Raw genomic sequence first — 20,495 nt, 5'->3', positions numbered from 1 at the left:
GCAACTCGATTCCTGCCGATGTGTCTTGATCGGCGTCGCTGAGACGTCACATGAATAGGACAGTAGGAGTTGATCTGCGGCGAGGTAGCGGGATTCTACGGTTGGCACGACCTATGCACTCCCAGAGGGCGTGTGAGGAGTGTATCTGCCGACAGTGCGGGTTGCCGCAACTAGGGGGTGAGACATGGCTAGGGCACGTAAGAAGGAAACAACTGAACTTCAGGTGATGCCGAGCGAAGCTCGTGACCACCGTCTGAAGCTGGGCGAAATGACCGATTCCGAGGTTGTCCAGGCATCTCTCGATGGAGATCCCCGGGCGTTCAACGATCTGGTGCGTCGATATGACCAGAGGCTGCTGAACTTCGTGTACCGGACCATCGGTGATCGCGAGCGCGGGCAGGACTTGGTTCAGGAGACGTTCGTCCGTGTCTACCGACACCTGCACCGTTTCGATAAGTCGAAGAAGTTTTCGACATGGATCTACACGATCGCGAGTAATCTTGCGAAGAACGAGCTGCGGAATCGGGCCCGTAATCCGCTGGTGCTCTTCCAGACGCTCAAGAAGAACTGGGACGCCGACCATCGGCCGCTCGAGTGGGAGGACACGCAGTACAAGCCTGACGACCTGTTCCGGAAGCGACACCTTCGGGCCAAGGTCGAAGAGGCCGTGGAGCAGCTGCCTGAGCATCACCGCATCGTTTTTGTCCTCCGCGAGATGGAAGGAAAGACGTACGAGGAGATCGCCGATATCACGGGCTGTAACCTCGGGACGGTAAAGAGTCGACTAAATCGTGCGCGGAACAACTTCGCGCACATCATTGCTCCCATGATTGACTGACGAGGTGTGCCACTGAAGCGTACTTCGTCCGAGTGTGAGGTGGGGTGGGGTGGGGAAAGCCCCCGCCGGGGAAACCCGGTGGGGGCTTGTTTTTTGTGGAACCCTGCCGTGCACGTGCAGTAGTAACCGGACACGGAGTTAAGGCCACTGGGGTCTGTAGTCGTCTTGAGAGACCGATTCGATGAACTGTTCCGAAGTCGTAGCTCGCCTCACGGAGTACCTGGACGGTGATACGTCCAGCGAGGAAGCAGCGTCTATTCAACGACACCTCGGCGCCTGTTCTGCGTGTGTCCGATACCGGCACGTCGTCGTTCATGGCGGACAGCTTCTTCGGTCGCTCCCCGAGCCGGAGCTGCGCGCGGACTTCGAACCCCGCCTGCGACACAGGCTGTTTCACGTCGATGATGAGCGCTTGCTCGGAGTTCATGCCGCGTCCGGTACGCCTGCGATGACCGTACTCGGTATCGCGCTGCTCCTGACTGCGGCGGCATGGTCTCCGACAATGTTCGCTGGGTCGAGAGCCGTGGAGTTGGCTCCGATCGTCGTCGATCGTGCGCCTTCCCGGTCACCCGTACGGGCAGCGAGTTCGCCTCCCCGCGTGTTCAGCTCGAAGGCGGGTGATGATCTGGACGAGGGTCTCTGGGAGAATACGATTCTCTACGACTACACACCTTTGTCGCAACGCTACGATCAGCAAGTTGGCGGGCGTCAGAGATTTCTCCCCGATCGTTGAGTTGATCGGTGGTTTCCAGAGGTGAGGCCCGAGGCGAGATTCGAGACGTGACTACGCTCGCCTCCATCCGGAAACTCGGTTCTGAACCCGGCGGTGTCTTCTACCTCCATGGCGAAGACCATTTCCGGAAAGACCTCACGGTCCGCGCGCTCATCGACGCGCATGTCGATCCGGGGACTCGGGATTTCAACCTCGATCGGATCAGCGGCAGCAACGTCGATGCGGAGACTCTGGCGTCGATCATTGCGACACCACCGATGATGGCCGAATGGCGGGTTGTCGTACTGAGCGAAGTCGAGGGGCTATCCGGATCGAAGCATGCGAGGGAAGCTCTGCTCGCGGTGGCGCAAAATCCGCCCCCGGGACTGGCGTTGATTCTCAGCTGTACTGTTCCCTCGGCGTCCAAGGCAAAATTCTACAGCCAACTGGCGAAGTTCAGCCGGACTGTCGAGTTCCGGGCGATCACCGAGGCGGATGTCCCGGGCTGGCTTATGGCGCGAGCCACGGAGGAGCACGGAGTCGAGTTTGAGGTCTCGGCCGCACAGGCGCTGGGCGCGGCGATCGGGACGAACCTTGGCGTTCTGTCGCAGGAAGTGGCGAAGTTGGCCGACTTCATCGACGAACGGAAGACCATCACACTGGCTGACGTCGATGCTGCGGGTACCAAGCTCCCCTCCCAGGATCGGTGGGGGTGGTTCGACCTGGTCGCCGATCGGAAATTTGAGCAGGCCGGCCGGGGCCTACCCGTTTTGCTGTCTCAGGGAGACTCCGGCGTCAGTCTCGTGATCGGACTGGCCACCCAATTCCTGCGACTCGGTATCGCACTAGAAAAGGGTCCGGGCGGCCTCGAAGCCGTGCTCCCGCATCATCAGAAGTGGTTGGCAAGGCGCGTCGGCTCTCAGGCACGAAAGTGGTCACTACCTCATGTCGACCACGCGCTCGAAGGGCTACTCGACGTGGACCGGCTGTTAAAGGCGAGCCCACATACCGACGAACATTTTCTGGAGTCGTGGCTGCTTGGGCTGCGGGTTTATGCGGAGGCAGCATGACCGGTAGAGAGCGGAGCCTTGCGGTGCGCGGTGGTTTGAGGGTCGGACTTGTGTCTGTGCTGACCGCGTTCACCCTGCTGATGCAGCCCGATGTTGTCGAGGCCCAATCGACGCTAGAGCCGGTCGAGCAACTGACTCGGATGGGACGGACAGACGAAGCCCGTGATGAGTTGATCGTCTGGTGGGAGGACGAACGGTTGGACGCCACCCGCAGGGAACGGCAGCGTGGGTTGTGGCTCAGGGGCCGTCTGACCGTGGACCCGGTCCAGGCTGAACTCGACTTCCGGCGTCTCGTCGTGTTGTACCCGTCGGGGCAGTTCACGCCGGACGCCGTGATGAGACTCGCGCAGGCCGCGTTCGCCATGGGTGATGAGGTCGCCGCCCGTGATTATGTGAACACGCTTTCCCGCGACTATCCACGATCAGATGCCCGTGGCCGAGCTGAGGCGTGGATTGCTAATGCCGGGCCGGTACCGCCGCCAGGTGACATCCCGACCCGCGCCACTTCGGCCACGTCGACTGAGAGTCCGTCGCCTGGGCCTGAGGGGGCTCCAATTACGCATGCTGCTAGTGGGTCAGCGATGGACTCGGCTACAGCGGCAGAGGCTTCAGCCACGGAGGCCTCGACGACAGACGACTCCGCTGTCACTGAAGAAGCCACCGAGCCTGCGATGAACTACTACGTCCAGCTCGGCGCGTTCGGCGAGGAAGAGCGCGCGCTCGTGCTATTCGCGGAAGTGAAGGCTGCAGGCGTCGATGTTCGCGTGGTGCGTGTGGAAGGTAGTCAGTTCACCCACGTCCGGGCCGGCCGGTTCGCCGAGCGGTCTGCGGCGGTCGATCTTCTTGAAGAGCTCGCCGCTCAGGGCGTCAATGCAGCCCTCGTCCGTGACGAGCGCCCAGAGTTGCTGATCCGCGATTGACTCAGGTGTGTCGAGTCTGCTCTACAGAGGCTCGATGACCCGCTTAGGCGGGTTGCGACATCCTCGCCGAGCGGCGCATGATCGTCTCGCCCCGAGCGTGTCATTGACCGCTCCGGCGACATCGATCTCGGTGAGGGCGCCGAACCTCTCGATTGTCAGCGCCTCGCGTACTCTCGTGTCGGCGTTATCGACGGCTACCCGCGGTGTCGTTTCGTAGCCACAGGAAATGCTCTCAGTCACTGAATACCTGCAATGTCATCCACCCGCGGTCACCATCATTCATCAGCTGGAATGAGTTGATCCTTCGCTGAAAGTGGAACGCGTCCGCTCGGCTGCAAAACGCCACATAGGTGCTGAAAACGTGGGCGATCAAGCCGAACTGTTCCGTCGTGCGACCGATCTCGGTTTCCACCAATCCATCTCGCACGACCATTTCTCCCGCCTTGTCGATCCAGGTCTGTGTTGTCATGACCGTGCGCCCGCCGGAAGCATCCTACCGTTGGGCAACTGAGTATAGATGAGTTGGACGCAGAGTCTGTGGGCCGACGGATTCGTTCGCACATATGCGTATATCTTGGCGGAAATTGCGGACCGAGCCTTGAGTGGACCCATCAGCCCGTCCAACTTCCCGCATGGCCTCCTCTGATACCCCGCTCATGCAGCAGTGGCGTGACGCCAAGTCGCGCCATCGGGACTCGCTCCTCTTCTTTCGGGTGGGCGACTTCTACGAGCTATTCCATGGTGATGCCGAGGAGGGAGCGAAGCTCCTGGGTCTCACCCTCACCTCACGGAACAACGGTGCGGCGGCGAAGGTCCCGCTCGCGGGTGTGCCCGCGAAGGCTCTCGACGACTACCTCTCGCGGCTCGTCAAGCTCGGACGGCGTGTCGCGATCTGTGACCAGGTGGAGGACCCGGCACTCGCCAAGGGCTTGGTCAAACGCGAGGTGACCGAAACCGTGACGCCGGGGACTGTTCTCGCAGACAATCTGCTCTCCGAACGGCGTAACAATTTTCTGGTAGCGCTTGTGGGGAGCCCGGATGGCTCGCACGGACTGGCCACACTCGATGTGTCCACCGGAGAGCTGTCGGTCCAGCGTGTCCCCGAAGGTGAGCTTCGCGCGGAGCTTGGCCGCCTCGAACCATCTGAGGTCCTTCTGCCCCGAGCCCTCGCGGAGAGCCCCGAGGTTGCCTTCGCCGCGCCTTCGACGTTGCCCCGCACCGTTCGTGACGACTGGATGTTCGAGGAGGATATTGCGGCTGCCGAGTTGCTCAAGGCCTATTCGGTTCAGTCGCTGGATGGGTTTGGCTTCCAGTCGCACGACGACGCACTGATTCGTGCCGGTGGCGCCCTGATTCAGTACCTGGCTGAGATTCGTCCGGCGGGTGTGACGCACCTCAAGGCCGTTCAAATCCGACGTCCAGGGCGGGTGATGCTCCTCGACGAGATGACCCGTAGAAATCTCGAACTGATCGAGCCTCTTCGCTCCGGTGAAGAAGGCGGAACGCTTCTCGACGTTCTCGACGGGTCCGTGACCCCGATGGGTGGCCGGCTCCTTCGTCGCTGGATTCTGGAGCCCTTGGTCGTCGCCGACGAAATCTGGACGCGCCAGGAGGCCGTGGCAGAGTGCGTCGCTTCGCCGGAACTCCGAGATGCTCTGCGAAGAGCCCTAAAAGGCGTGAGTGACCTGGAGCGACTCGCCGGCAAGATTGGAACGCTCAGGGTCGGGCCCCGTGACCTCGGGAGTCTTCGGAACTCGCTTGAGAGCCTGCCTGCGGTTGCTGAAGCGGCCGGTAACGCGTCGTCTGACCTGACCCAAAGTCTCGGCACCGACCTCGACTGCATGAAGGACGTGCTCGAATTGCTCGCATCGGCGGTTGCCGATGATCCCCCGGCGGCACTTCACGACGGGGGCGTGATCCGGACGGGTTGGTCGCAAGAGCTTGATGAGATCCGTGCCGTCCGGGACGGTGCACGCGACTTCATTGCGAGCCTTCAGACTCGGGAGCGCGAGCGGTCGGGCATCTCGTCCCTGAAGGTCGGTTTCAACAAAGTGTTCGGATACTATCTCGAGGTGACCAAGGCCAACCTCGACAAGGTGCCTGATGACTTCGTCCGGAAGCAGACCCTCACGAACGGCGAGCGCTACTTCACTCCGGAACTCAAGGAATGGGAGGAGAAGGTCTTCGGGGCCGAAGATCGTATCGGGCAGCTCGAGGTCGAGCTTTTTGCCGGAGTGCGAGCCCAGGTCGCCGGAGCCGTTCCGAGGCTGCAGGATTCCGGCGCCAGGATTGCGGCGCTCGACGTCCTGTCCGCCTTCGCCCACATAGCCGTCCGCCATCAATACGTTCGCCCGGAGATCCATACGGGCTTCGACCTGGAGATTCGGGCGGGTCGGCATCCTGTCGTCGAGACCATGATGCCGCGCGACGAATTCATTCCCAACGACATCGTACTCGATGATCACGGGCACATCGTCGTGCTCACCGGCCCGAACATGGCTGGCAAGAGCACAGTCTTGAGGCAGATCGGCCTTATCCAACTGCTTGGCCAACTGGGTTCTTTCGTCCCCGCCGACGCGGCCCGACTACCGGTGTCAGATCGGATTTTCACCCGCGTGGGTGCGTCGGACAATCTGGCCCGCGGGCAGTCCACCTTTATGGTGGAGATGAGCGAGACCGCGGCCATCGTCCACGGCGCGACTGATCGGAGCCTCGTACTGCTCGATGAAATCGGGCGAGGCACGTCGACCTACGACGGGGTGTCGATCGCCTGGGCGGTCACCGAGCACATTCACGAACACATTGGTGCGAAGACGATCTTCGCGACTCACTACCATGAGCTCACCCAGCTGGGCGATCAGCTCGATGGTGTGAAAAACATGAATGTTTCCGTTCGTGAGGTAGGTGAGGAGATCGTATTTCTTAGGCGACTCGCAGACGGAGGCGCTGATCGATCATATGGAATTCAGGTCGCGCGGCTCGCTGGTCTGCCCGACGGGATCGTATCGAGGGCCCGGGAACTTCTCGCGGAGCTCGAGGGAACACATACCAGTGGTGGGGAGGGACTCGGTCGACATGGGGCGCATGGCCCAGACTCGGAGGGGCCGCAGGAACAGCTCTCTATGTTTCAGGTCGAGCATCCGACGGTGACCCGACTTAAGGCCATCGATCCGAATGAACTGAGTCCGAAAGAGGCTCTCGACCTTCTGTATGAACTCGGCAACGCGACCCGGCTCGGGGAAGACGATTGAAGCGAATTCCAGACGATTCGACAGGGCTCAGGGGTAGCCGCCGTTCGGTAGGCCTCTGGGTAGCGGGCTGTGTGGCTATGGGTGGATGCGCCGCCGACGGTAAGATCCAGGAACCCCGCCCCCTCGGCGAGATCCCCATTGAGTATCCCCTTCATATGTGGGATCAGGATATGGAAGGCGAGACCGTTCTCCGGGTTCTCGTCGGAGATACGGGGGGCGTCGACAGCGTCGAGGTCGTCGAATCTTCAGGACACGCCGCCTTCGACTCCGCCGCTACGGAGGGGGCTCGCCATCTTCGTTTCACGCCAGCTCGGCAGGAAGACGGCGATCGAATCCAAGTTTGGGCCGAGGTGCCGGTACGTTTCTCGAAACGCCCCCGACCGGATACCCTTGGCGCACCCCAAAGCTGACAAACCACTCACCGTCTGGATTTGTAAAACATGGCTGAGCGTCACCCGCGCCCATACGACAGCGTTCTCGATCTCATCGGATGGACGCCGATGGTGCGCCTCAACGCGGTAACAGATGGGTGTCGCACACCGGTCTACGTGAAGTGTGAATTCATGGGTCCAGGTGGTTCGATCAAGGACCGAATCGGACTCGCGATGATCGAAGCCGCGGAGGCGGATGGCACCTTGAAGCCGGGCGGGACCGTCGTCGAGGCGACCGGGGGCAACACTGGCCTCGCGCTCGCGATGGCGGCCTCCCTGAAGGGCTACAAGTGCATTTGCACGATGCCGGACAAGATGAGCAGCGAGAAGGTGAAGCTGCTTCGTGCATTCGGCGCCGAGGTCGTAATCACGCCCACGGCCGTACCTCCGGATCATCCCGACCACTATCTGCAGCAGGCTCGAAGCATCACGGCCGAAACACCGGGTGCAGTGCTGGCAAATCAGTTCTACAACCAGGCTAATCCGGACGCTCATTACGCGACGACTGGCCTCGAGATCTGGGAGCAGAGCGAGGGGAAGGTCACCCATTTCGTCGCGTCTGCAGGTACCGGTGGCACCATTACAGGTGTGGGTCGCTACCTGAAGGAGCAGAGCGACTCGGTACGGATCGTCGGTGTGGACCCGGAGGGATCGATGATCGCACCCTTCTTTAATACTGGAGAAATGGTCGAAGGCTCTCCGTATAAGGTGGAGGGTATTGGGAACGACAAAATTCCAGGGAGTCTCGACCTCGATTACGTGGACGAATTTCGAAGTCACGGCGATGCGGAAGCCTTCAGGATGGCACGCCGCGTGTCCCGAGAGGAGGGCCTGTTTGCTGGTGGCTCGGCCGGCCTCATGGTGCACACTGCGGTCGAGCTTGCCAAAGAACTCGACGATCCCGACGCATTCGTGGTCACTCTGATCTGCGATTGGGGTGAGCGGTATCTGAGCAAGACATACGACGATGAATGGATGCGAGAGAACGGGTTTCTCGAGCGTCCCCGCCGCTCATCGCTGCTTGAGGCCGTCGCCGGCAAGGACGGCCGAGTGTCCGGACTCGTAACGGTCGAGCCGACGACTCCGATCCGGATCGCCCTCTCTGCGATCACCGCCCATGACATCGGCCAGCTTCCGGTCGTGCGCGACGGCGAGTGTATCGGGTCGATCACTGAGTCACGTCTGATGGCGCAGATCATCGAAGACCCGGAACTGCTTGACAAGACTTCAGAGACCGTCATGGGTGCGCCCTTTCCGGTCCTGGAGGGCCACGTCGATGCGGAAGAGATCCGTCCGCTTCTCGCCCGTGACAATGCGGCCTGCCTAGTGCGCGACGACGGCGAACTCGTGGGCATTATCACCCGATACGACGTCGTCCAGGCGCTGGCCGGGTGAAGGTCGCCGTTCTTCTCGGTGGTACGTCCGACGAAAGGGACGTCTCTCTGGCGTCCGGTGTTCAGGTCGCATCAGCGCTCCGCCAAGCAGGTCATGAAGTCGTAGCGGTCGATACGGTGCACGGCCGACTGGGCCCCGACCGGGAACGACAGCTGCTCGAAGAGGGCGTCAAGGCGGCGGCTCCTCCCAGTCCTGGAGCACTCGCAGCCCTCGACGAGAGTCACACCGTCGCGCTCACTCGCGATGCCGACCTCGCTGATGTCGATGTATTTTTCTTGGCCCTTCACGGGGGTAGTGGAGAAGACGGGACGATCCAGGCGCTCCTCGACGTCGCTGGTGTGACCTATACGGGCAGTGATCGCCTCGGGTGCTCACTCGCGATGGACAAGGAGGTTACCAAACGCCTGCTGCGGGATGCCGGGATTCCGACGCCCGATTGGATGGTCGGATCGCATAAGGTCGATGAAGTCGAGGCGGCGCTTGGGCTCCCTGTGATCGTGAAGGCGGCGGCGGGTGGATCATCACTGAGACTGTTTCTCGCGCACGATCGAGACGAGCTCGCCGCGGCGATTGCAGTGAGTGCGACGTGGGACGACGTCGTCTTGTTCGAGCGATACCACGCAGGACGGGAATTCACTGTGGGGGTTGTCGGCCCCGACACTTTCCCGGTGGGTGAGATCGTGCCTGAGCACGAGATTTTTGACTATGAGTGCAAATATCAACCAGGCATGGCGGAAGAGATTTTTCCCGCCGATATCCCGGCCGAACTCTCTGACGAGCTCCGTCGCCTCGCGCTCGAAGTCCACCGGGCTCTTCGCATGCGAGACTACTCGCGTATCGATTTCATTGTCGATGAAGGCGGCCGTCCATGGTGTCTGGAAGCCAACGCGCTTCCGGGGATGACGGCGAACAGCCTGGTACCCAAGGGGGCCCGCTCCGCAGGAATCACCTTTCCCGAACTCTGCGATCGGGTGGTGCGGCTCGCGTACAGGCGTTCCGGAAGCCATTCTTCGTGACCGTGGCTGCGGTTGAGGAGAGGGTCTGGCTTCCCGGAACCTGCTCTCGTTTCAGGGTGTTCAACCCACTCCCAATGGCCTCAGGACGAACGCGAGTTACGACCTCATGAGTTATCAGAGCGGTCACGGCTTCCAATCCTTTGGGCTGGGCCTCAAGCCTACCCCGATGGTGAAGCGGCTTCTGATTGCCAGCGCGGTCATATTTGCGTTCCAGTTGGCCCTGCCGGACGTGATGTTCAACTGGTTCGCCTTCCAGCCGAGCCAGATCGTGTTCAAGCCGTGGGGCCCGCTCACGTACATGTTCCTGCATGGCAACCTGATGCACCTCGTCGGGAACATGCTTTTCCTCTTCTTTTTTGGCCCCCCGCTCGAATCGAAGTGGGGCGAGCGGGAGTTCCTGAAGTTCTATCTGATCTGCGGGTTGGGTGGAGTCGCCCTGAGCCTCTTCTTTCAGGCGAGTGCTCTGATTGGAGCCTCCGCGGCTGTGTACGGCGTCATGCTAGCGTTCGCGATGAACTGGCCGAATACGCCTATCTATGTCTTTGGCATTTTTCCGGTTCTTGCGAAGTACCTCGTGGCGTTCATGGGCGTTTTGAATCTGTTGGGGGCCGCGGGTAGCGCGCAGGGTGGGAGCAACGTGGCTCATTTCGCGCACTTGGGTGGTCTACTGGCCGGCTACCTCTACCTGAAGGCGGACTGGCGGAGCAGCAAGCCGCTCGAAGGCTTGAAGAAGGCCGCGAGGAAGAAGAATCGACGGCTGGCGATCGTGCCGGGTGACGAGTCAGCGGCAGAAGATGCAGCCTCTGACAGTCGGCCGAACGTCCGTGAAGACGGAGCTCTCTACGACAAGGTCGACGCCGTGCTCGACAAGATCTCCGCTGAAGGAATGTCGTCGCTCACCAAAGACGAGCTAAGGCTTCTCGACGACGTTTCGAAGAAGCACCGCACGAACTGATTCTGCCTGTGCGAATGTCCTTGCCGGCTGCCTGATCGCGCTCTGCGCCTGCGCCCCCCCCCCTCAGCGCCGAATCCGGTGCCACCTGACGCGGCCATTCTTGATAAGGTGGCGACGCCCTTTGGCCAGGGATTCGGGATGGCGAAGGCGTAACCCCTCCTGATTAGCCGCTTCATGTCAGGGGATATCTCGGCGAGCGGTCGATCCAGGAGGATCGCCTTGGAGGAGTCGTTGAGGTGACACACAGGCTGATGCGCGTTCATTCGGCTCCATTGCCGAACACTATCCGGACGCAGGGAATCGAGCCGCGGAACGAGCTCGGCGTGGGCTTCGGGTCGGACCACATTGCTCATTTGTCGATCTTCGGGTTTGGCAACCCGTTGCAGTGGCGCGAGAGGCGTTGATATTACGGCGGCGCTGCGCCCCGACGCGCAGTAGCTACCTCAAAAAGACGCGAAGCTTCCAACGGTGCACCACACCCCCAAAGGTGAGTACATGCCGTCCAAAGTCACGACTCTGCCGGTCAAGCGATCGTGGGGCGAAACCATGCGGCAGGATGCATGGTGGCTCCAGCCACTCGCTGTATTCACAGTCTTCAGTGGATTCATTCTCTATTCGACGTGGGCCGCCTTTCAGGGCGAATTCTACCACTTCGAGAACCTCCTCTCTCCGTTCTACTCACCGGAGATCTGGGGACCCACCGAGCACGCGCTCATGCAGCGACCGGGATCGCCCTCGTGGTGGCCGTCGTTCATGCCGTATTCTCCTGCATTCCTCATTCTGTGGGCACCGGTGAGCTTCAGGCTCACCTGTTACTACTACAGGGGAGCGTACTACAAGGCCTACTGGCCGGGGCCGCCATCCTGCTCCGTCGGGACGCCCGGTAAGGGGTACATCGGTGAGCGGAAAATGCCGCTCCTGATCCAGAACCTTCACCGGTACGCATTGCCCTTTGCACTGGCGCTCCTCGTCTTCCTCGGCATCGACGCCTGGAACGCGATGTGGTTCCATACGGCTGCGGGCGGCAAGGAGTTCGGCCTCAGCGTCGGGACGATCGTCGTCACGCTGAACGTGGTCTTTCTCTCCGGCTATACGTTCGGATGTCACTCGCTCCGTCACCTTGTCGGCGGCGGCATAGACATCCTTTCGAGACGGCCGGTACGAAAAATGGTCTATGAGTGTGTGACCTGTCTGAATGGTCGACACATGGCATGGGCATGGACGAGCCTGCTCTGGGTGGCGTTCACCGATATCTATGTGCGCCTCTGTGCGATGGGCGTCTGGACCAATGTGAGGTTCTTCTGATGGCCGGGTACCAGGAGTTTGAGCACGACGTCATCGTCATCGGTGCAGGCGGCGCGGGATTGCGGGCCGCCATCGAAGCCGCGGCTGAAGGCGTCTCCGTCGGTCTGATCTGCAAGTCACTTCTCGGTAAGGCACACACCGTCATGGCCGAGGGTGGCATGGCGGCCGCGATGTCGAATGTCGACGAGCGTGACGGCTGGAATGTTCACTTCGCCGACACGATGCGTGGTGGTCAGTACCTCAACAGTTGGCGTATGGCCGAGCACCACGCGAAAGAGGCGCCGGAGCGTGCGCGCGAGCTCGAGTCGTGGGGCGCGCTCTTCGACAGAACGCCTGACGGCAAGATTTTGCAGCGCAATTTCGGTGGACATGCCTATCCGCGTCTCGCGCACGTGGGAGATCGGACCGGACTCGAAATGATCCGGACGCTTCAGGACCACGGCATCCATCAGGGCATCGATGTCCATATGGAGGTGACGGTCACCAGCCTGTTGAAGGATGGTGAGCGGTGTGTGGGCGCGTTCGGCTACGATCGCGAGCAGGGCCGTTTCCGCGTATACAAGGCGAAGGCCGTCATTCTTGCGACGGGTGGCCTTGGCCGCTCCTTCCTCGTCACAAGCAACAGTTGGGAAGGAACAGGCGACGGGCACTCGCTCGGATACCACGCGGGCGCTGAACTCGTCGACATGGAGTTCATCCAGTTCCACCCGACCGGCATGGTGTGGCCGCCCAGTGTTCGCGGCATTCTCGTGACGGAAGGTGTGCGGGGCGAAGGCGGCGTTCTGAAGAATAGTGAAGGCAAGCGCTTCATGTTCGACGATATCCCCCCGCTCTACGATGGTCAGACCGCGGAGACTGCTGAGGAGGGCTGGCGGTATGTGACTGGCGATCGGGATGCCCGGCGTCCCCCGGAGCTCCTCACGAGAGACCATGTGGCGCGGAAGATCGTGAAGGAAGTCCAGGAGGGTCGTGGGAGCCCACACGGGGGAGCCTTCCTCGACATCGCGTGGATCAAAGAGAACATCAAGGACTCCGAGGGCCATATCAAAAAGAAGCTTCCGAGCATGTACCATCAGTTCAAAGAACTGGCGGGCATCGACATCACGAAGGAGCCGATGGAAGTAGGCCCGACCACCCACTATGCGATGGGCGGAATCGCGGTCGATCCTGATACGCAGATGACCACCACGGTGCCGGGCCTGTTTGCGGCTGGCGAGGTCGCCGGTGGCTTGCACGGTGCCAATCGTCTAGGTGGGAACTCACTTTCGGATTTGGTCGTCTTCGGGAAGCGAGCCGGGGAGCACGCGGCGAAGTTCGCCAAAGAGCATGGGTCTTACTCCGTGGCCGAGGCCGACGTGGAAGCCGCGGCGACTGAAGCGCTCGCGCCGATTGAGCGTGAGAAGACGGAGCGGGGACCTTTCCAGCTTCAGTACGAACTACAGTCCCTGATGCAGGACAAAGTCGGCATCGCCCGCGTGGATGAAGGACTGACCGAGGCCGTCGACAAGATTCGCGAGATCGGCACACAGCTCACCGACGTCGGTGCAGGTGGAAACCGTTGGTTCAATCCCGGGTGGCACACGGCCCTCGACATGAAGCATCTCCTCACGGTTTCCGAAGCCATCGCATTGGCGGCTCGGGAGCGAAAGGAGAGCCGGGGTGCCCACTCGAGGCTCGATCACCTCGACAAGGATCCGGCGTGGGGCACGTTCAACCATATCGTCCGTCAGGCACCTGATGGATCGATGGAGATCGAGCGTCGCGACATCCCAGACATGCGTCAGGACCTCAAGGACATCATTGAGGAGCAAGGCTGATGGCTACCGCGACGTTCAAGGTGTGGCGGGGCAACAGCGACGGCGGTGACTTCGAGTCGTACGATGTGGAACTCGAACCTGGCTACGTCGTCCTCGACGCGGTCCACAAGATTCAGGCTGAGCAGGCCAACGACCTGGCGTGCCGATGGAACTGCAAGGCTGGGAAGTGCGGTTCATGCTCAGCGGAGATCAACGGATCCCCGAAGTTGATGTGCATGACTCGGGTAGAGGATTTGCCCGACGACAAGCCGATCACTGTCGAGCCGATGCGGACGTTCCCGGTCATCAAGGACCTCGTGAGCGACGTCTCCTGGAACTACGAAGTCAAAGCCGCGATCCAGCAGATTACGCCTCGGAAGCCGGATTTCGACGACGGTTCCTGGAACATACAGCAGTCCGATGTGGAGCGGCCGCAGGAATTCAGGAAGTGTATCGAATGCTTCCTGTGCCAAGACGTCTGCCACGTACTTCGTGACCACCAGATGCATGACAAGTTCGCGGGGCCTCGACACTTCGTGTTCGCGGCTCAGGCGGAGATGAACCCGATCGATACCGGAGATCGCACCGCGCACTTGCGGGACGACATGGGGATCGGGTACTGCAACATTACCAAGTGCTGCACGAAGGTGTGTCCTGAGCACATTGCGATTACAGACAACGCGATCATTCCGCTCAAGGAGCGGGTTGTGGACCGTTCGTATGATCCGATTGCAGCTCTCATGCGGATGGTGAAGGGCGGGTAACCCGAGGTTCCCCAGAGGTCGAGCATTCACCGACGACCCCGCAGACCAGTTGAAGACGGCCATCTCGGGCAAAGCGCTCGAGGTGGCCGTTCTTGTTTCTGGCCGTGGCCTCGGGTGGTGCTATGCCCGGTGGGGAAGGGTATCGTGTCCGTTCGCACGGCCGCTCTCAGAGAACTACCCGTATGAAGCACTCCAGATACGTCGCCCGTTTCGGATGGTTCGTCCTTGCTACATCGGCCCTCGGCCCGCTCATCGGAAACGGCCGGGTCGCGGCACAGGCAACGCACCGACTCGTGGCAGGACCCGAGACCGTGGCATACGGTCACTACGACCCGGAAAAGCCGGGGGTGTTGCGGATAGCGTCAGGTGATTTCCTCGAGATCACCACGATGCTCACCAGCAATCCCACGCGGCTACAGCAGATGGGTCTGCCCGCTGAAGAAGTGCAGCAGAACCTCGCGGCGATTGTCGAACAGGTTACGGACCGCGGGCCCGGTGGACACATCCTGACCGGCCCGATCCACATTGAAGGGGCCGAGCCCGGGGACGTGCTTGAGGTACGAATTCTCTCTGTCGATTACTCGATTCCATACGGGTACAACGGATGCAGTGGGTTCGTGCGTGACCTGTGCGACGAAAATGTGCGGTCTCGCCTGATTCGAATCGACACTCAGAACCATCGAGCCGAAATCGCACCGGGTGTGACGGTTACGACGCGGCCGTTCTTCGGAAGCATGGGGGTGGCCCCGCCGCCGGATTCGGGGCGTGTCAGCTCGAATCCACCGGGACGCCACGCAGGAAACATGGACCTCAAGGAGCTCGTTGCAGGGACGACTCTCTACGTGCCGGTGTGGGTCACAGGCGCACTGTTCGCGATCGGCGATGGGCACGCTGCCCAGGGCGATGGAGAGGTGAATCAGACGGGACTGGAGACTTCCCTCGAAGGTCGACTCCAGTTCATTCTCCACAAGGATCGAACACTGGACTGGCCTCGTGCCGAGACTCCCACGCATCACATCGCGATGGGCTTCGCGCCGGACCTAGAGGAGGCCACAGAGATCGCGATCCGCGAGACGGTCGAGTTGATTCAGGAGCGGACCGGCCTGAGCCAGGGGGAGGCTTACTCCGTGGTGTCCATGGCAGTCGATCTGGGAATCACGGAGCTGGTTGATGGCAATGTCGGCGTCCATTCGATGGTGCCGAAAGAGCTGCTCGGAGACGTTCCCGACGAAGTAGAGGTACTGATCCGTGGAGGGATGGTATACGACGGGTCAGGCTCAGAAGGCGTGATCAGAGACGTCGGAGTCTCGGGTGACCGAATCGTCTTTTTGGGAGATGCCACCGCTGCGGGTGTTGCAGGCACGCGCGTGATCAACGCGAGCGGACTCGTCGTGTCACCAGGCTTCATCGACCCCCATGCTCACGCTCAGCGTGACCTCGCTTCCGAGGAGCCGGTGCGTCGAGAGAATCTCAACTACCTCATGCAGGGGGTGACGACCGTGGTCGTCGGAAACGACGGGCACGGAACATTTGATATCGCGGAAAGCCGTGCAGCGATGGAGGGACGGGGGATAGGGACCAACGCGGCGCTCCTCGTTGGTTTCGGGTCGGTGCGCGGCGAGGTCATGGGCATGCGTGACGAACCCGCGTCGGACGATGAAATCGAGAAGATGAAGGGGCTCGTGGACCAGGCGATGCGGGACGGAGCTGCAGGACTCGCAACGGGTTTGTTCTACGCACCTCAGAGCTTCTCATCGACGGAAGAGGTCGTGGAGTTGGCCCGCGTGGCCGCCGCGTACGGCGGTACCTACGACTCGCACATGCGAGACGAGTCCTCTTATTCGATTGGGCTTCTGGGCTCGATCGCCGAGGTCATCCGCGTGGCGGAGGAGGCGGAGATTGCTGCGAACATCTCCCATATCAAGGCACTTGGGGTGGATGTGTGGGGCCAGAGCGGTGAAGCCATCGAGATGATTCGGACCGCGCGGGCCAGGGGCCTGCGTGTGACCGCGGACCAGTATCCGTATGAGGCGAGTGGATCATCTCTCAACGCCTCGCTGCTACCGAGGTGGGCTCAGTCAGGAGGTCGCGATTCGCTCCTAGCGCGTTTCGACGACCCGGTGGTGCGTGAGCGACTCGTCTCCGATATGCAGGACAACATGCGGAGGCGAAACGGACCGGATGCGATGCTTATTACGGGAGGGCGCGACGAGAGCATTCGAGGCCTTACGCTTGAGGCGGTCGCGGCGGCTCGGGGGCTTGATCCGATCGAAACAGCGATTGAGATCATTCGAGACGGTGGAGCGGGTATTGGGTCGTTCAACATGAACGAGAATGACATCGCGACATTTATGGCGGCCGAGTTCGTCATGACGGGCTCGGATGGTTCCGACGGCCATCCGCGGAAGTATGGCACCTATCCTCGGAAGATTCGAAAGTATGTGCTCGACGAGGAGGTCCTCTCCATGTCCCGCATGATTCGCGCTTCGAGTTCTCAGCCCGCCGAGGTCTTCGGCCTCACCGATCGTGGACGCATTGCAGTTGGCAGCTTTGCCGACATCGCGGTGTTCGACCCTGAGACGATTCGGGACGAGTCCACGTTCCTAGAGCCCCGTCTCCTCGCGACGGGAATGCGCTACGTCCTAGTCAACGGTGAGATGGCGGTGGATGAAGGGGAGCCACAGCACACGAGGGCAGGACGGGTCCTGCGGCGCGTGAGCAGGCCGATCTCCCAGTAGAAGCCCGGCTAGCCGGGCTCACACACCGTCTCCGGACCACGGCCCGACCTGCCTAGTCCGACCCACAAGTACAACGTGGTGTCCCGGGGCTCACTCCACCGGAAGTCGAAGTCGACCTGGGCGGTCATTCCGAAGTCATGCTCGAACGGCACACCTTGACCTGGTTCGGCATCGAGGCTCAGGACCGACCCGAGCACCTTCTCGTGTGCCTCGATCTTCCATGTGCCGGAATGGACGGACCAGACGTTGATGCATCCGGCGACGCTCATGGCCGCGGTCGGCAACGTGATCGTAGAGAACGTCCCACGGCCCTCCTCGATGGGAATGCTGACCCAGCCACCGCCCTCCCGGAATCCCGTCATGAGTTGTGCGATGCCCTGACTCGAGCCCGGAGATGGCATCGCGAGCAGGGACAGGGCGAATAGCGTAGGAAGGTGGAGTGGTCGCATGACCCTCGTACCGACTCAGGTGCTTGGGAGATCCAGCTCGTGGCTACAGAGGGGGTAGGATCAGGTCTCGTGCGGCCTCGACCCGGGCGATGGCGTTTGTCCGAATGTCGTCGGCCGCGGCTGCGAAACGCGGATCGTTTCGGACCGGCTCGAAGAGGGCAGACCCAAGAACGCGAGTATCGACCGCCGCGGGCGAGAGCTCGAAGGCGTAGCGTACCCATTCAATGGCTAGCGGTACGTCGCCGATGAACCCCTAGTAGGCGGCGAGATTCTGGGCTACGAGCTCCGGGAGGTACATGCCCGATGAAAAGGATCTGGACTGTAGAAGATCGGCCGCTTCTGTAACGAGTTGCTCCGCCTTGCCGCCTCTGGACTCGACAGCCTGCTTGAAAGCCTAAGCACGGAACGTTACCACACGGAATCCCGTAGGGTATCTCATGAAAAACTTCGCAATACGGTTGCTGGTGAATGCACTGGCACTTTCTGCAGCGGCCTGGATCGTTGGGGGAATTAACCTGACCGGAGGCTTCGGCGATGTTCTGGTGGTGGCCCTGATCTTCGGGATTCTGAATGCGCTCTTGAAGCCCATTTTGGTCTTATTTTCGATCCCGTTCCTGATCGTGACGCTCGGCATGTTCTCATTCGTCGTGAATGGGGCTCTCCTGCTGGCGACGGCGGGCCTGACCGACAGCCTCAATATCGACAGCCTGTGGTCGGCGATTCTCGGGAGCATCGTCATGTCGATCGTCACCATGGTTCTGGGGAAAAACATGAAGGATGGGGAGAAGGACTGATCTTCCCCTTCCTTCCTCCCCCAAGGGCACCCTAAGTTCACGAGCCGCCAGGGGCACCGAGGCCGTCATTGAGACGGTTCCGGTTGAGAATGACCCTTGGAACCTGATCCGGTTGAAACCGGCGTAGGGAGCGCGGCAAAGAGCGAGGCCGGGCATCCCCCGGCGGCAATGCCCCGCTCCGCGCACCTCGCCGCACGAGGTCAACGCTGATGAGTGAGCAAAACGGACGTACCCGAGTTTCACCGAAGACCGACGACGTCGGCAGTGATTACCCGGATGCTTTTCCCAATTCAAAGAAGGTCTTTGTTGAGGGGTCGCGAAACATCCACGTCCCGATGCGTGAGATCCAACTGTCCGGTGGCGAGCCTCCGTTTCGGGTCTACGACACGAGTGGCCCCGGCGATCTCGATGTCCGCATGGGACTGACGACCCTTCGTGATGACTGGATCTACGGCAGGGGGGATGTCACGGAGACGACCCGCACCCGGACGCCGACCGGTGCGGTCGAGATGCCGGCTGGCCTCCATCGCCGCACGCTGAAGGGTTCAGGCTCCGTCACTCAAATGACCTATGCCCGGAAGGGCGAGGTCACTCCTGAAATGGAGTTCGTCGCAATCCGCGAAGGCATGTCTCCAGACTTCGTGCGCGATGAAGTCGCGCGAGGTCGTGCGATCATTCCAGCGAACATCAACCACCCTGAAATCGAACCGATGATCATCGGGCGAAATTTCAAAGTGAAGATTAACGCGAATATCGGCAATTCCGCGGTCAGCTCCTCGATCGAAGAAGAGGTCGAGAAGCTCCGCTGGGCCACGCTCTGGGGCGCAGACACCGTCATGGATCTGTCGACGGGCCAGAACATCCACGAGACCCGCGAGTGGATCCTCCGGAATTCTCCAGTCCCGATCGGAACGGTGCCGATCTACCAGGCGCTCGAGAAGGTGGACGGGGTGCCGGAAGAGCTCACATGGGAGATCTACCGCGACACGATCATCGAGCAGTGTGAACAGGGCGTGGATTACTTCACCGTCCACGCGGGCGTGCTGCTGCGCTTCATTCCGATGACCGCCAACCGCATGACCGGCATCGTGTCGCGTGGAGGATCCATTCTCGCGAAGTGGTGCATGGCGCATCACAAGGAGAACTTCACCTACACGAACTTCCCCGAGCTTTGCGAGATCATGGCGGCTTATGACGTCTCCTTCTCGCTCGGGGACGGCTTGCGTCCAGGGTCGCTCTACGACGCGAACGACGAAGCTCAGTTCGCCGAGCTCAAGGTGCAGGGTGACCTGACGAAGATCGCGTGGAAGCACGGGGTTCAGGTCATGAACGAGGGCCCCGGTCATGTGCCCATGCATATGATCAAGGAGAACATGGACAAGCAGCTCGAGTGGTGTGAAGAGGCACCGTTCTACACCCTCGGGCCGCTCACCACGGACATCGCGCCGGCCTACGACCACATCACGTCGGCCATCGGTGCGGCGCAGATCGGCTGGTACGGAACGGCAATGCTTTGCTACGTCACGCCGAAGGAGCATCTCGGACTTCCCAACCGTGACGACGTGAAGCGCGGAGTGATCACCTACAAGATCGCCGCGCACGCTGCGGACCTAGCGAAGGGACACCCGGGTGCCCAAGACTGGGACAATGCAATTTCAAAGGCTCGGTTCGAGTTCCGTTGGCGTGACCAGTTCAATCTGGCGCTGGATCCGATTACGGCCCTCGAGTACCACGACGAGACACTGCCGGCAGAGGGAGCGAAGGTCGCGCACTTCTGCTCCATGTGCGGCCCGAAGTTCTGCTCCATGAAGATCACCGAGGACATCCGCCAGTTCGCGAAGGAGCAGGGGTTGGCTGCGGAGGCTGCGGTGGACACGGGCATGAAGCAGATGGCGTCAGAGTTTCGTGAGAAGGGTGGCGAGATATACTTGGAGGCCGGCGACTGAAGCACTGGTGTCCTCTCCACACGTGATTCTCGTGATTGCCTCCGCCGGGTGGGGGGACAGAGAAGGCGGTCGTGGACCTGGCTAATGCGCTTGTGGAGGTCGGACCGGTATCCGT

General features: G+C 61.2%; 18 protein-coding genes and 1 riboswitch. Of the genes, 16 read left to right on the top strand and 2 right to left on the bottom strand.

Annotated elements, in window-relative coordinates:
* Nucleotides 1-184 precede the first annotated feature (184 nt).
* The 4 genes from OSA81_07275 (at nt 185) to OSA81_07260 (ending at nt 3,540) form a co-directional block, all read left to right on the top strand.
* On the top strand, nt 185-838 hold the full coding sequence (locus tag OSA81_07275) for a sigma-70 family RNA polymerase sigma factor (protein ID MDE0898800.1): 654 nt from the start codon (nt 185-187) through the stop codon (nt 836-838).
* A gap of 181 nt (nt 839-1,019) precedes the next feature.
* Complete coding sequence (locus OSA81_07270) at nt 1,020-1,571, top strand: zf-HC2 domain-containing protein (protein ID MDE0898799.1); 552 nt, start codon at nt 1,020-1,022, stop codon at nt 1,569-1,571.
* A gap of 47 nt (nt 1,572-1,618) precedes the next feature.
* Nucleotides 1,619-2,620, top strand: coding sequence for a DNA polymerase III subunit delta (gene holA / locus OSA81_07265; protein ID MDE0898798.1), 1,002 nt, complete (start codon nt 1,619-1,621; stop codon nt 2,618-2,620).
* The gene (locus OSA81_07260; protein MDE0898797.1) at nt 2,617-3,540 is read left to right on the top strand and encodes an SPOR domain-containing protein; all 924 of its coding nucleotides are present in this window, start codon (nt 2,617-2,619) and stop codon (nt 3,538-3,540) included. Before holA ends, OSA81_07260 begins: the two co-directional genes overlap by 4 nt.
* A 232-nt stretch (nt 3,541-3,772) precedes the next feature.
* On the opposite strand, the gene OSA81_07255 is transcribed toward OSA81_07260, so the two are convergent.
* Complete coding sequence (locus OSA81_07255) at nt 3,773-4,009, bottom strand: hypothetical protein (protein MDE0898796.1); 237 nt, start codon at nt 4,007-4,009, stop codon at nt 3,773-3,775.
* Between the two features lie 48 nt (nt 4,010-4,057).
* Here OSA81_07255 and OSA81_07250 point away from each other — a divergent pair, with 48 nt between their 5' ends.
* From OSA81_07250 to OSA81_07205, 10 genes are all read left to right on the top strand, one after another.
* Entirely contained in the window at nt 4,058-4,186 is a 129-nt protein-coding gene (locus tag OSA81_07250) for a hypothetical protein (GenBank protein MDE0898795.1), read from the top strand.
* On the top strand, nt 4,173-6,791 hold the full coding sequence (mutS, locus tag OSA81_07245; GenBank protein MDE0898794.1) for a DNA mismatch repair protein MutS: 2,619 nt from the start codon (nt 4,173-4,175) through the stop codon (nt 6,789-6,791). The genes OSA81_07250 and mutS overlap by 14 nt, the downstream gene beginning before the upstream one ends.
* On the top strand, nt 6,788-7,201 hold the full coding sequence (locus OSA81_07240) for an energy transducer TonB (protein MDE0898793.1): 414 nt from the start codon (nt 6,788-6,790) through the stop codon (nt 7,199-7,201). The genes mutS and OSA81_07240 overlap by 4 nt, the downstream gene beginning before the upstream one ends.
* 30 nt (nt 7,202-7,231) lie before the next feature.
* The gene (locus tag OSA81_07235) at nt 7,232-8,617 is read left to right on the top strand and encodes a pyridoxal-phosphate dependent enzyme (protein ID MDE0898792.1); all 1,386 of its coding nucleotides are present in this window, start codon (nt 7,232-7,234) and stop codon (nt 8,615-8,617) included.
* Entirely contained in the window at nt 8,614-9,633 is a 1,020-nt protein-coding gene (locus tag OSA81_07230) for a D-alanine--D-alanine ligase (GenBank protein ID MDE0898791.1), read from the top strand. The genes OSA81_07235 and OSA81_07230 overlap by 4 nt, the downstream gene beginning before the upstream one ends.
* Before the next feature lie 106 nt (nt 9,634-9,739).
* Nucleotides 9,740-10,588, top strand: coding sequence for a rhomboid family intramembrane serine protease (locus tag OSA81_07225; protein ID MDE0898790.1), 849 nt, complete (start codon nt 9,740-9,742; stop codon nt 10,586-10,588).
* A 495-nt stretch (nt 10,589-11,083) separates the two neighbouring features.
* On the top strand, nt 11,084-11,893 hold the full coding sequence (locus OSA81_07220; GenBank protein MDE0898789.1) for a hypothetical protein: 810 nt from the start codon (nt 11,084-11,086) through the stop codon (nt 11,891-11,893).
* Nucleotides 11,893-13,710, top strand: coding sequence for a fumarate reductase/succinate dehydrogenase flavoprotein subunit (locus OSA81_07215; GenBank protein ID MDE0898788.1), 1,818 nt, complete (start codon nt 11,893-11,895; stop codon nt 13,708-13,710). The genes OSA81_07220 and OSA81_07215 overlap by 1 nt, the downstream gene beginning before the upstream one ends.
* Entirely contained in the window at nt 13,710-14,453 is a 744-nt protein-coding gene (locus OSA81_07210; protein MDE0898787.1) for a succinate dehydrogenase/fumarate reductase iron-sulfur subunit, read from the top strand. Before OSA81_07215 ends, OSA81_07210 begins: the two co-directional genes overlap by 1 nt.
* Nucleotides 14,454-14,635: 182 nt before the next feature.
* On the top strand, nt 14,636-17,191 hold the full coding sequence (locus OSA81_07205; protein ID MDE0898786.1) for an acetamidase/formamidase family protein: 2,556 nt from the start codon (nt 14,636-14,638) through the stop codon (nt 17,189-17,191).
* Between the two features lie 8 nt (nt 17,192-17,199).
* Here the strand turns inward: OSA81_07205 and OSA81_07200 are convergent, their stop codons facing one another.
* Nucleotides 17,200-17,640, bottom strand: coding sequence for a hypothetical protein (locus OSA81_07200; protein MDE0898785.1), 441 nt, complete (start codon nt 17,638-17,640; stop codon nt 17,200-17,202).
* Between the two features lie 437 nt (nt 17,641-18,077).
* Here OSA81_07200 and OSA81_07195 point away from each other — a divergent pair, with 437 nt between their 5' ends.
* Together OSA81_07195 and thiC are read left to right on the top strand one after the other, a co-directional pair.
* Complete coding sequence (locus OSA81_07195; protein ID MDE0898784.1) at nt 18,078-18,434, top strand: phage holin family protein; 357 nt, start codon at nt 18,078-18,080, stop codon at nt 18,432-18,434.
* 39 nt (nt 18,435-18,473) lie between these two features.
* Nucleotides 18,474-18,582: riboswitch (TPP riboswitch) on the top strand.
* Between the two features lie 61 nt (nt 18,583-18,643).
* On the top strand, nt 18,644-20,380 hold the full coding sequence (gene thiC / locus OSA81_07190; protein ID MDE0898783.1) for a phosphomethylpyrimidine synthase ThiC: 1,737 nt from the start codon (nt 18,644-18,646) through the stop codon (nt 20,378-20,380).
* The last annotated feature ends 115 nt before the right edge of the window (nt 20,381-20,495 follow it).

This window comes from Longimicrobiales bacterium (genome assembly GCA_028823235.1).
Taxonomy (GTDB): Bacteria; Gemmatimonadota; Gemmatimonadetes; order Longimicrobiales; family Gaopeijiaceae; genus UBA2589.
This window is presented reverse-complemented; position numbering and strand designations above follow the sequence as displayed.

What these genes read in the sequence shown, in the direction of transcription:
- OSA81_07275 (MDE0898800.1), top strand. Translation starts at nt 185, where the DNA reads ATGGCTAGGGCACGTAAGAAGGAAACAACTGAACTTCAGGTGATGCCG.
- OSA81_07270 (MDE0898799.1), top strand. Translation starts at nt 1,020, where the DNA reads ATGAACTGTTCCGAAGTCGTAGCTCGCCTCACGGAGTACCTGGACGGT.
- OSA81_07260 (MDE0898797.1), top strand. Translation starts at nt 2,617, where the DNA reads ATGACCGGTAGAGAGCGGAGCCTTGCGGTGCGCGGTGGTTTGAGGGTC.
- OSA81_07255 (MDE0898796.1), bottom strand. Translation starts at nt 4,009, where the DNA reads ATGACAACACAGACCTGGATCGACAAGGCGGGAGAAATGGTCGTGCGA.
- OSA81_07250 (MDE0898795.1), top strand. Translation starts at nt 4,058, where the DNA reads ATGAGTTGGACGCAGAGTCTGTGGGCCGACGGATTCGTTCGCACATAT.
- mutS (MDE0898794.1), top strand. Translation starts at nt 4,173, where the DNA reads ATGGCCTCCTCTGATACCCCGCTCATGCAGCAGTGGCGTGACGCCAAG.
- OSA81_07235 (MDE0898792.1), top strand. Translation starts at nt 7,232, where the DNA reads ATGGCTGAGCGTCACCCGCGCCCATACGACAGCGTTCTCGATCTCATC.
- OSA81_07225 (MDE0898790.1), top strand. Translation starts at nt 9,740, where the DNA reads ATGAGTTATCAGAGCGGTCACGGCTTCCAATCCTTTGGGCTGGGCCTC.
- OSA81_07220 (MDE0898789.1), top strand. Translation starts at nt 11,084, where the DNA reads ATGCCGTCCAAAGTCACGACTCTGCCGGTCAAGCGATCGTGGGGCGAA.
- OSA81_07215 (MDE0898788.1), top strand. Translation starts at nt 11,893, where the DNA reads ATGGCCGGGTACCAGGAGTTTGAGCACGACGTCATCGTCATCGGTGCA.
- OSA81_07210 (MDE0898787.1), top strand. Translation starts at nt 13,710, where the DNA reads ATGGCTACCGCGACGTTCAAGGTGTGGCGGGGCAACAGCGACGGCGGT.
- OSA81_07205 (MDE0898786.1), top strand. Translation starts at nt 14,636, where the DNA reads ATGAAGCACTCCAGATACGTCGCCCGTTTCGGATGGTTCGTCCTTGCT.
- OSA81_07200 (MDE0898785.1), bottom strand. Translation starts at nt 17,640, where the DNA reads ATGCGACCACTCCACCTTCCTACGCTATTCGCCCTGTCCCTGCTCGCG.
- OSA81_07195 (MDE0898784.1), top strand. Translation starts at nt 18,078, where the DNA reads ATGAAAAACTTCGCAATACGGTTGCTGGTGAATGCACTGGCACTTTCT.
- thiC (MDE0898783.1), top strand. Translation starts at nt 18,644, where the DNA reads ATGAGTGAGCAAAACGGACGTACCCGAGTTTCACCGAAGACCGACGAC.